We start from the raw sequence: 10503 nt of genomic DNA on the forward strand, positions 1-10503 counted from the left end.
TTATGTGACCTCCTAAAAAATATATATTTATTTTTAGAAGTGGAGATAAAAAAATTATTTACTCAAATTTCCCTTTGTTCACAGGATCACTCCTATGTTTTGAAGAAATTTTACGATGGTAAATTCACCGCAGAGCACCCGCCGAAAATTCGATTAACTCTGACCTCGTCAACTTGATACTATAAATGATATTTTATATGTCATATCAAGTCCTGGCGCTAATTCGAGAGTATCCATAGAACACTCTCGGATTTTACAACTAAGCAAGTTTTTCTTTTATAAGTTCTGCTAAATTAGTTGCTAATTCTTTTATCTGTCCTACTTCTTTACCCTCTAACATAACTCTTACTAAAGGCTCTGTTCCAGATGGTCTTATAAGAACTCTTCCCTCGCCATCAAGAAGTTTTTCTATTCTTTCTATTTCAGCCTTTACATCAGGAAACTCCATGTATCTGTTTTTGTTCTCATTGCTTACTTTTGCATTTATAAGAACCTGAGGATACTGCTCCATAACTGATGCTGCTTCAGATAAAGTTTTTCCTTCATCTTCAAGTATTCCCGCAAGCATTAATGAGCTTAATGTTCCGTCTCCTGTAGTGTTTTTATCAAGGAATATAAGGTGTCCTGACTGTTCTCCTCCCAGGCAGTAATCCTTATCTATCATTTCCTCCATAACATATCTATCACCAACTTTTGTTTCAGCCAGTTTTACGCCATGTTCTTTTGCAGCTATCTTAAGACCTATATTACTCATAACTGTTACAACAAGTGTATCGTCTTTAAGCTGTCCTTTATTTTTAAGATTTATTGCACTAAGTATCATTATCTTATCGCCGTCAACTATATTTCCTTTTTCGTCTACAGCTATAAGTCTATCTGCATCACCGTCGTAAGCCATTCCGTAGTCTGCATTATTGTCAACTACAGCTTTCTGAAGGCTTTCAGGGTGAGTTGATCCACATTTGTCGTTTATATTTGTTCCATCTGGTTTTGTGTGTATTTCTATAACTTCAGCTCCAAGTCTTCTGAATGCTTCCGGAGCAACCTTATATGATGCACCGTTTGCGCAGTCAAGAACCACTTTTTTACCGCTTAGATTTACACCTGCTGACTCAACAAGGAAGTCAACATAATCAGATGATGCCTCGTGTTTGTGTATTCTTCTTCCAACTTCACTTCCTGTTGGATTTGAATCTATTTTTGACATATCATCTATGTATTTTTCTATTTCAAGCTCTATATTGTCGTCAAGTTTAAATCCGTCTTTATTGAAGAATTTTATACCGTTGAATTCAACCGGGTTGTGTGAAGCTGATATTACAACACCACAGTCCGCATTGTATTTTCTTGTAAGATATGCCACTGCAGGTGTAGGTATAACTCCTGCTGTTATTACATCACAGCCTACTGACATAAGTCCTGATATAAGAGCTGCTTCAAGCATATCTCCAGATATTCTTGTATCCTTTCCTACAACAACCTTTACTCTATGATCTCCCTTTGCAAGCACATATCCGCCCGCTCTACCAAGTTTATATGCAAGATCGCAATCAAGTTCAGTGTTTGCAATCCCTCTTACTCCGTCTGTTCCAAAATATTTTCTCATAAGAATCTCCTTTCCAAGAGTGAAAAACGCTTTTATTGACAGTTACACTATATTATACCACTTAAACGTAATTTTTTATAGTTTTTTTGAGTATATTCAACCGACTTGTTATACATATAAAGAGTTGTTTCTTTTTTTACTTCTTTTGTAAACAAAATCCCTCTGAGGCATCTGTATACACCTCAGAGGGATCTATATAAAGTACTTAACGTATTTAATATTCAGTTTAATTTACTTTAGGCAATTATTTAGTTGCATCTATACCTCTCTGAAGAGCTTCTCTGTTTAGTGGTATGAATTTTGCTTTTCTTTCACCGAAAACTTTTTTGAAAGCTTCAAGTACAGATTCAACATCAACTGTTCCAGAAACTCCTATATATGCTCCAAGCATTATCATGTTTGCAACTCTTGGGTTACCAAGTTCTGCAGCTATTTCGTTTGCTGGTATATAGTATGCTTCAACATCGTCTCTTTCAACTTTTTCTTTTATTAAAGAAGAGTTTACTAATATTTTTCCTCCAGGTATAACATCTTTCTGGAATTTGTGGAAAGCAGGAAGGTTCATTAATATAGCTGCTGTAGCGTCATCAGTTATAAGTGGAGAACCTACTTCGTGATCTGATACTGTAACTGCACAGTTAGCAGTACCTCCACGCATTTCTGGTCCATAAGATGGAAGCCAAGAAACTTCTTTATTTTCAAGCATTCCTGCATAAGTTAGTAACTGTCCCATAGACATAACACCCTGGCCTCCGAAGCCTGCACATATTACTCTAGCTGTAGACATTTACTTCACCTCCTGTTCAAGATCGATGTCTTTAAAGTTTTTAACTGGATAGTATGGTATCATGTTGTCTCTTAACCACTGTAAAGCGTCACTTGGAGTTTTACCCCAGTTTGTAGGACAAGTAGAAAGTACTTCTACTATAGAGAATCCTTTACCTGCTAACTGAACTTCGAAAGCTTTCTTTATAGCTTTTTTAGCTTTTCTTACGTTAGCTGGAGTATCAACTGTAACTCTCTCTACGAATACTGCACCTTCAAGCGTAGCAAGCATTTCAGACATTCTCATTGAGAATCCGTTTATTTCAGGATTTCTACCGTCCTGACAAGTTGTTGCTCTCTGTCCAACTAGAGTTGTAGGAGCCATCTGTCCACCTGTCATTCCGTATATAGCGTTGTTTACGAATATAGTAGTTATTTTTTCACCTCTGTTTGCTGCGTGAACTATTTCTGCAGCACCTATAGAAGCAAGGTCACCGTCTCCCTGATAAGTGAATACTACTTTGTCAGGCTGACATCTTTTTATACCTGTAGCACACGCTGGAGCTCTACCGTGAGCAGCTTCCTGAGTGTCACAGTTGAAGTAGTTATATGCTAGAACTGAACATCCAACTGGAACAACACCTATAGCGTCGCCTAATACACCTAATTCTTCTAATACTTCAGCTACTAATCTGTGGATTATACCATGAGTACATCCTGGACAGTAGTGAGTCTGGACTTCCTGAAGTCCTTTAGTTCTCTCAAATACAACAGCCATTATTTAGCACCTCCTGAAAGTATTTCTTTTGCCATTCTTACTAAATCTTTTGGTACTGGCACCATACCACCTGGTCTACCATGGAAGTGAACTGGTAATTTACATTCACTAGCTAATTTAACATCTTCTATCATCTGTCCCATACTCATTTCTACAACGAATAAGTCTTTTGCATTTGGTATTTCTTTGAATGCTTTATTTGGGAATGGCCATAAAACTTTAGGTCTTATTAAACCAACTTTTAATCCTTCTGCTCTTAATTCATCTACTGCATTTCTTACAACTCTTGAAGTTGTTCCGTATGCAACGAATACTAATTCGGCATCTTCTGTATTATACATTTCGTACTGAACTTCGTTTTCTTCCATTTTTTTGAATTTTTCATTTAGATGCCAGCAGTGCTCTTCAAGAACTTCTGGAGATAGGTATAAAGAGTTTATAACATTTGGTTTTCTCTGTCCTTTAGTACCTGTTGTAGCCCAATCTTTTGGAGGTAATTCTCTTTTTCTTTCAGGAGCTTTGAATTCTACTGGTTCCATCATCTGTCCTATCATACCATCTGCTATAACCATAACAGGTGTTCTGTAGTAGTCTGCAACGTCAAATGCTTCCTGTATCATATCTACTGCTTCCTGTACTGTTGAAGGAGCGAATACTGGAGTTCTGTAGTCTCCGTTTCCTCCACCTTTAGTCATCATGTGATAGTCTGCCTGAGATGGCTGTATACTTCCTAGTCCTGGGCCACCTCTCATTACGTTTAGTATAACGCATGGTACTTCTGCACCTGCAGCATAAGTTATACCTTCCTGCTTAAGTGCAACACCTGGTGAAGATGAAGAAGTCATTACTCTAACTCCTGATCCCCCTGCACCGTATACCATATTTATAGCAGCAACTTCAGATTCTGACTGAACAAAAGCTCCACCAACTTTTGGTAACTCTCTTGATAAATATTCTGGTAATTCACTCTGTGGAGTTATTGGGTAACCGAAGAAATATTTACATCCAGCCTCTATAGCTGCTTTACCAAACGCTTCGTTACCTTTCATAAGTATCTTAGCCATTAAAATTCCCCCCTATTATATAAATAATTAGTCTCTTTCTACAGTTATAACTACGTCTGGGCACATCATTGCACAGCTAGCACAACCTATACATTTTTCCATTTCTACTACTGTAGCAGGGTTATATCCCTTATCATTTGTTGTTTCTGTGTCTAATTTTATTATTTTCATTGGACATACTTCTACACACAATCCACAACCTTTACAGTACTTTTGATCAAAAGATACTCTTCCTTTAGCCATTTGCCTAAGCCTCCTTAAACCTTCTTTTTATTTTATGCCGATTACATCATCCAGTCGGCTCTCATATAAAGATGGATAGGTAATATCTGTCCATCTAAGCCCTCTGGAAGTTGTTCGGCAACTTCCTCTAGACACGAAATATATTTTATAGGTATATTTCTCATCTCAGAAACCTTTTTGGCAACTTCCTGACCTTTTAAAACATCCTCAACTGTTGTTGCCTTAAGCATATGAGTATTGTTTATAAGACCTGTTATTTTTAAACCTGAAGCTGCTTCGATTTCATCTATATATTCAATAACCTCCTCTGCGGTCTGAGTTCTTTCTCTGTTTGCATTTACAACAAAGAAGAAATCATATCCGTTTTCTGGAAGAGATTCTTTGAATCTGGCTATAACCTTTGCTCCTACCTTGTCACCGCCAAGGTCTATCACATACTGATATGAGCTGTCGTGCATAGGCGCTGTTACCTCACCTGATACAGCTGGAACATCAAGGCTTGGAGCATCTATAGAGCTGTCTATAGGATGTATACCCATTGCTCTAAGCTCCTCTTTTCTTTCTCTGGATCTGAAGTATACATTTACAACATCAAGATCTGCTATTGCAACCTTGTCTTCAGTCTCTTTTCTAAGCTGTACAACATAGTTTACTGAAAACTCGCTTTTTCCACTTCCATAGTGGCCAGTTATTATTCTTATTCTTTTATCATTACTTACCATATACCTGAGCCTCTTCTTCTCCTGTAAGAACTCTTAATCCACCCTGTGCTAGAGCTATCATTTCATCCTCACCAGGATATACTTTAACTTCTGCTATAAATCCAACTCTTTCGGCTATTTCTTTAGTAAATGGTTTTGAATAAGCTATACCACCTGTAAGTAAAACAGCATCTACTTTTCCTTTTAGAACTGCTGCACAAGCTCCTATTTCTTTGGCAACCTGATATGCCATTGCGTCATATATTAATTTTGCCTTTTCATCTCCGGCTTCAGCACTTTCCTCAACTTCTCTTGCATCATTTGTGTTAAGGTATGATACTAATCCGCCGTTTCCTTTTATTTTCTTTTTCATATCATTAAGAGTGTATTTTCCACTGAAGCACATTTTTATAAGGCTTCCTACTGGTAGACCACCTGATCTTTCTGGTGAGAATGGTCCTTCACCATCAAGTGCATTTGCAACATCTATTACTCTACCTTTTTCATGTGCTCCTACAGATATTCCTCCACCCATGTGAGCTACTATTATATTTATATCTTCATAAGATTTTCCTACTTCTTTTGCATATCTTCTTCCGATTGCTTTCTGGTTTAATGCATGGAATATACTTGTTCTTTCTATATCAGCCATTCCTGATATTCTTGCAAGATCCTGAAGTTCGTCAACAACAACCGGGTCAACTATATAAGAAGGTACTCCTACTTCGTCTCCTATCTGTTTTGCTATTATTCCTCCAAGATTTGATGCATGTTCTCCAAGAACTCCAACCTTAAGATCTTCAACCATTTCAGCATCTACAGTATAAGTTCCACCTTTTATAGGTTTTAAAAGTCCTCCTCTACCTACAACTGCGTCAAGTTCAGTAACTTTTACTCCACCTTCTTTTAAGGCATCTTCTATAACACCTTTACGGAATTCAAACTGATCAGCTATCTTTTCATATTTTCCTATTTCTTCTGAAGAATGTCTTAATGTTTTTTCAAATACAAGTGATTCATTGTCAAATACTGCTATCTTTGTAGACGTTGAACCTGGGTTAATAGTTAAAATTCTATATACTTTACTCATATGAATTTCCTCCTGTAAGATTTTAAGGTTTATTTATTTGCAGCTTTTGCAGCCATAAGTACTCCAAGTGCTATAGAGTTAAGTTTAGTTTCCTCTGTATCCGCTCTTGAAGTTAATATTACAGGTGCTTTTGCTCCTACTATAAGACCTGCATTCTTTCCTTTTGCAAAGAATACCATTGACTTATAAAGAACATTTCCTGCTTCTATATCCGGAACAAGAAGTATGTCAGCTTTTCCTGCACCTGGATGAGTTACTCCTTTATGATGAGCAGCCTCTTCAGATACCGCATTATCAAGTGCGAAAGGACCACCAACTACACATCCTTCTATTTCTCCGTTTTCACACATCTGCTGAAGCTCTGCAGCCTCTACAGTGTCCTTCATCTTAGGGTTAACTTTTTCTTTTGCACATATACATGCAACGTTTGGTTTTTCTATATCTAATGCATGAGCAACCTCTACTGCATTTTCTATTATCTGTTTCTTTGCGTTTGTATCAGGTGCAAGGTTCATCGCTGCATCTGTTACAAAGAATAGTCTGTCAAAACCATCGATGTCAAATACTGCTGTGTGGCTAAGTACTTTTCCTGTTCTAAGCCCTATTTCCTTATCAAGTACGGCTTTTAAAACTATTGATGTATCTACTATACCTTTCATTACCATATCAGCTTTTCCAGTTGATACAAGTTCCACTGCTTTTCTTGAAGCTTCTGTAAGATCTTTTATATCTATAAGCTCATAGTTTGAAAGATCTATTCCTATTTCTTTTGTTATAACTTCTGTAGCTTCTATATCACCTATAAGAGTAGCATTTGCTATTCCTTCTTTTCTCGCCATTTCTACAGCAAGAAGAACTTCTTTATCCTGACAACATGCTACAGATATAGTCTTAGGACCTCTTTCTTTTGCAAATTTTATAACCTCTTCAAAGTTTCTCATAGCCTCACCTCATATTATTTTTCATTTGTATATCACAATTAAATTATACACTATTATTTAATTGTATAAAAGCGTTTTCCGAAATATAACAATATATTTAGAATATAATTTTATATATAAACTGTTTTATTTCTGCTCATAAAAATCATCTTATACTTTTATAATATCGCTAAAATAAATAAGATGCAATAAAAATATAAAATTAACAATAATAATTTTGATATTTTTTTATTGCACCTTATTTAGTGTGAATTATTAGAATTTTCTATAACATCATGTATTTTATTTATTATGTTAAAACTGCTACATCTGGCTTGATTTCAACACTTTCAACATCTAAATTTACAGAATATTCTATTTTGTATTCTTTTGTATTTTCATCATAATTGGACAAATCTATATATAATTCTATATCTTCAGCCGTTAGTTTATTGACATTTTCATAACGACTTACGACTACCTCTATTTCATCAGGAAGATTAAAATCACTTATAGATATATTTTGTTGATTATTTCTCAATTGTATGTCACTTTTATTTATATTTATAGTCTCCTCTGTAATAGATTCTTTATTTACGAATACTGTTACATCTTTTTTCTCCGAAATTATACCTTCCGGAATATTTAAAGCAACTTTGAGACTTCCATCATTTTTAAGTTTTTCAAGATCTATTTCTTCTGTATTTATGGATTCTATCTCAGAAATCTTATCTGATTTTCCTTTTATCTCTATGCTGTTCTCATCAAACGAATAATTAATGCCTGAGGCATCAGAGTTAAATACAGGATTTATAGATACCTTTTTACTTGAAAGCATCTTCACCTGAACTGATACATATTTTGAACCCAGCTCTATATCTTCCACTTCTTTTCCATCCTTGTCAATAGCTGTCAATTTTACATTTTCTTTGTAGTTATCTTTTTTACCTTCAGGATTTATTTCTCCGTAAAGATATGAAACTCTGGATACCTGCTCTCTCGGTCCTGATATTTCTATACTTTCTTTTTCAGGTACTGCACTTTCAACTGTATTTGTATATTCCTTAGGAATATCTATTTTTACCGGTATATCTTTATATATTTTCTTTTCAAGATTTACTATTATAGTAGATGAAGAAAACTCATGACTTACTCTATCAGACATATTCGCCTTTAGATATACCACATTTTTTCCTTCAATAGGATCGGATATTTCACCATATACCTGTATATCATCTTTTGTTATACTTTTTACATTTGATAGTTTTCCGCTTATATACATACTGCATGTAAGAGGTTCATCCTGATACACAACAAGATCTTTTGCATCCATCCGCTCTGTATTTGTAAGAGTGACCGGTATATCTTCTATAATTCTTGTATCTTCAGGATCTACTATTGCTATAACATACATCCATAGTGCAATTGCACTTAAAAGGGATATTATTTTCACTTTTGTGTTGCTGTTTAGCTTCATCATTACTTAAATAATCCCCCTTTCAGAAAAGTTTTTTCTTCTTTTTTTACTTTGAGATTACGTGATAATACACTCTTCATTCTTTCCTTGGAAATATCTCTGTAAAGTTTTCCTCCTTTTGCAATAGAAACACCGCCAGTTTCTTCTGACACAATCAAAGTAAGACAATCCGAAACCTCGCTCACTCCTACTCCGGCTCTATGTCTTGTTCCCAGATCTTTACTCAAATCCTTGCTCTGAGTAAGAGGAAGGAAACATGCAGCCGCCCGTATTTTTGAATCTCTTATTACAACAGCCCCATCATGTAAAGGCGTATTTGGAATAAATATATTTATCAGTAACTGTCTTGAAACCTCTGAATCAAGTATTGTTCCTGTATTGATAATATCATTTAATCTTGTTTCTCTTTCCATTACGATAAGCGCACCTATCTTCTGTCTTGATAAAGAATAAAGTGCTTCTACAATTTCATCTATCACATCATTAAATTTCTCTTCTGTTATACCTGTTGCTTTTGTAAATATTTTCAGTTTTGTTCTTCCTATATGCTCAAGTCCTGCTCTAAGTTCAGGCTGAAAAATTATAAATGGAAGAATAAAACCTACTTCAAGTAATTTTACAAGTATCCAGTAAAGTGTGTGTAATTTAAAAATCTTACTTGCCCGTGTTGCCACAAGAAAAATTATTATACCTTTAAGAACCTGTTCTGCTCTTGTATCTTTTATAAACATAAAAATCTTATAGAACAGGTATGTTATTATTGCTATGTCCACTATGTCATTCAGTCCCATTCTATAGACCACATCAAAAAATTCACCTATAAAATTTCCTATATCCGGCACATTCATACCCCCTATAAATTAAACATTTCAAATTTATTATAATGATTCTATCATAACAATTATTATACTATAACATAATAGAATTATACAGATTATTTCTTATTAATACTTCTTAATCTCTTATTTAACAATTAATTTTAAATAATAAAAAAGACTTCATTAAAAAATGAAGTCTCTTTATTTAGTGAGCGCACAGGGATTCGAACCCCGGACACACGCCTTAGAAGGGCGTTGCTCTATCCAGCTGAGCTATGCACCCATATATATGGAGCGGGAAACGAGATTCGAACTCGCGACTTCGACCTTGGCAAGGTCGCGCTCTACCGCTGAACTATTCCCGCTTATTCTGTTTTATGGCGACTCGGATGGGGCTCGAACCCACGACCTCCAGCGTGACAGGCTGGCATTCTAACCAACTGAACTACCGAGCCACAAAAAAATGGTGGGGTTAACAGGGCTCGAACCTGTGACCCCCTGCTTGTAAGGCAGATGCTCTCCCAGCTGAGCTATAACCCCATTTGGAGCGGGTGAAGGGGATCGAACCCTCACAGCTGGCTTGGAAGGCCAGAACTCTACCATTGAGCTACACCCGCATATTTTAGTTGTAATTGGTGACCCGTAGGGGAATCGAACCCCTGTTACCACCGTGAAAGGGTGGTGTCTTAACCGCTTGACCAACGGGCCTTATTACGTGGCTACGACCTACTCTCCCGGGGGCCTTCGCCCCAAGTACCATCAGCGCTAGAGAGCTTAACTTCTGTGTTCGGAATGGGAACAGGTGTATCCTCTCTGCTATAGTAACCACATACTGGAGCGGGTGAAGGGGATCGAACCCTCACAGCTGGCTTGGAAGGCCAGAACTCTACCATTGAGCTACACCCGCATATATCTGTAAACAGTTCTCTGAAAACCGCATATATACATCTTCCATCATTATATATTGGTCAAGTCCTCGACCTATTAGTATCAGTAAGCTGCATACATTGCTGCACTTCCACCTCTGACCTATCAACCACG

Annotated in this window: 10 protein-coding genes, 7 tRNA genes and 1 rRNA gene; all 18 read right to left on the reverse strand. The window is 36.3% G+C overall.

Annotated elements, in window-relative coordinates; genetic code table 11:
• Positions 1-259: 259 nt before the first annotated feature.
• Positions 260-1606 carry a phosphoglucosamine mutase gene (gene glmM, locus EXD82_RS03460; protein WP_142535520.1) on the reverse strand — a complete coding sequence of 449 codons (1347 nt, stop codon included), beginning with the start codon at positions 1604-1606 and terminating at the stop codon, positions 260-262.
• Positions 1607-1850: 244 nt separating this feature from the next.
• Positions 1851-2393, reverse strand: a complete 543-nt coding sequence (locus EXD82_RS03465; protein WP_142535521.1) for a 2-oxoacid:acceptor oxidoreductase family protein — start codon at positions 2391-2393, stop codon at positions 1851-1853.
• Positions 2394-3149 carry a thiamine pyrophosphate-dependent enzyme gene (locus EXD82_RS03470; protein ID WP_142535522.1) on the reverse strand — a complete coding sequence of 252 codons (756 nt, stop codon included), beginning with the start codon at positions 3147-3149 and terminating at the stop codon, positions 2394-2396.
• Entirely contained in the window at positions 3149-4213 is a 1065-nt protein-coding gene (locus tag EXD82_RS03475) for a 3-methyl-2-oxobutanoate dehydrogenase subunit VorB (RefSeq protein WP_142535523.1), read from the reverse strand. The genes EXD82_RS03470 and EXD82_RS03475 overlap by 1 nt, the downstream gene beginning before the upstream one ends.
• Before the next feature lie 27 nt (positions 4214-4240).
• Positions 4241-4456 carry a 4Fe-4S binding protein gene (locus tag EXD82_RS03480; RefSeq protein ID WP_142535524.1) on the reverse strand — a complete coding sequence of 72 codons (216 nt, stop codon included), beginning with the start codon at positions 4454-4456 and terminating at the stop codon, positions 4241-4243.
• Positions 4457-4497: 41 nt separating this feature from the next.
• Positions 4498-5178, reverse strand: a complete 681-nt coding sequence (locus tag EXD82_RS03485; RefSeq protein WP_142535525.1) for an ATP-binding protein — start codon at positions 5176-5178, stop codon at positions 4498-4500.
• Complete coding sequence (gene buk / locus EXD82_RS03490; protein WP_142535526.1) at positions 5168-6247, reverse strand: butyrate kinase; 1080 nt, start codon at positions 6245-6247, stop codon at positions 5168-5170. Before buk ends, EXD82_RS03485 begins: the two co-directional genes overlap by 11 nt.
• A 29-nt stretch (positions 6248-6276) precedes the next feature.
• The gene (gene ptb / locus EXD82_RS03495) at positions 6277-7188 is read right to left on the reverse strand and encodes a phosphate butyryltransferase (RefSeq protein ID WP_142535527.1); all 912 of its coding nucleotides are present in this window, start codon (positions 7186-7188) and stop codon (positions 6277-6279) included.
• A gap of 289 nt (positions 7189-7477) precedes the next feature.
• On the reverse strand, positions 7478-8647 hold the full coding sequence (locus EXD82_RS03500; protein WP_142535528.1) for a CdaR family protein: 1170 nt from the start codon (positions 8645-8647) through the stop codon (positions 7478-7480).
• Positions 8647-9486: a diadenylate cyclase CdaA gene (gene cdaA, locus EXD82_RS03505; protein WP_142535529.1), complete on the reverse strand. Its 840-nt coding sequence runs from the start codon at positions 9484-9486 to the stop codon at positions 8647-8649. Before cdaA ends, EXD82_RS03500 begins: the two co-directional genes overlap by 1 nt.
• A gap of 185 nt (positions 9487-9671) precedes the next feature.
• Positions 9672-9745, reverse strand: a tRNA-Arg gene (locus EXD82_RS03510).
• Between the two features lie 7 nt (positions 9746-9752).
• Positions 9753-9827, reverse strand: a tRNA-Gly gene (locus EXD82_RS03515).
• Between the two features lie 13 nt (positions 9828-9840).
• A tRNA-Asp gene (locus EXD82_RS03520) sits at positions 9841-9917 on the reverse strand.
• Between the two features lie 9 nt (positions 9918-9926).
• A tRNA-Val gene (locus tag EXD82_RS03525) sits at positions 9927-10002 on the reverse strand.
• 3 nt (positions 10003-10005) lie between these two features.
• A tRNA-Gly gene (locus tag EXD82_RS03530) sits at positions 10006-10079 on the reverse strand.
• Positions 10080-10095: 16 nt separating this feature from the next.
• A tRNA-Glu gene (locus tag EXD82_RS03535) sits at positions 10096-10170 on the reverse strand.
• Positions 10171-10175: 5 nt separating this feature from the next.
• Positions 10176-10292 (reverse strand): 5S ribosomal RNA (rrf, locus tag EXD82_RS03540).
• A 3-nt stretch (positions 10293-10295) separates the two neighbouring features.
• Positions 10296-10369, reverse strand: a tRNA-Gly gene (locus EXD82_RS03545).
• Positions 10370-10503 lie beyond the last annotated feature (134 nt).

Origin of the sequence: Peptacetobacter hominis, from assembly GCF_006861675.1 — a bacterium.
Classification (GTDB): Bacteria; Bacillota; Clostridia; order Peptostreptococcales; family Peptostreptococcaceae; genus Peptacetobacter; species Peptacetobacter hominis.

Coding starts and splice junctions, on each gene's coding strand:
- ptb (WP_142535527.1), bottom strand. CDS start 7,188: ATGAGAAACTTTGAAGAGGTTATAAAATTTGCAAAAGAAAGAGGTCCT.
- EXD82_RS03475 (WP_142535523.1), bottom strand. CDS start 4,213: ATGGCTAAGATACTTATGAAAGGTAACGAAGCGTTTGGTAAAGCAGCT.
- EXD82_RS03480 (WP_142535524.1), bottom strand. CDS start 4,456: ATGGCTAAAGGAAGAGTATCTTTTGATCAAAAGTACTGTAAAGGTTGT.
- EXD82_RS03465 (WP_142535521.1), bottom strand. CDS start 2,393: ATGTCTACAGCTAGAGTAATATGTGCAGGCTTCGGAGGCCAGGGTGTT.
- buk (WP_142535526.1), bottom strand. CDS start 6,247: ATGAGTAAAGTATATAGAATTTTAACTATTAACCCAGGTTCAACGTCT.
- EXD82_RS03485 (WP_142535525.1), bottom strand. CDS start 5,178: ATGGTAAGTAATGATAAAAGAATAAGAATAATAACTGGCCACTATGGA.
- glmM (WP_142535520.1), bottom strand. CDS start 1,606: ATGAGAAAATATTTTGGAACAGACGGAGTAAGAGGGATTGCAAACACT.
- EXD82_RS03500 (WP_142535528.1), bottom strand. CDS start 8,647: ATGATGAAGCTAAACAGCAACACAAAAGTGAAAATAATATCCCTTTTA.
- EXD82_RS03470 (WP_142535522.1), bottom strand. CDS start 3,149: ATGGCTGTTGTATTTGAGAGAACTAAAGGACTTCAGGAAGTCCAGACT.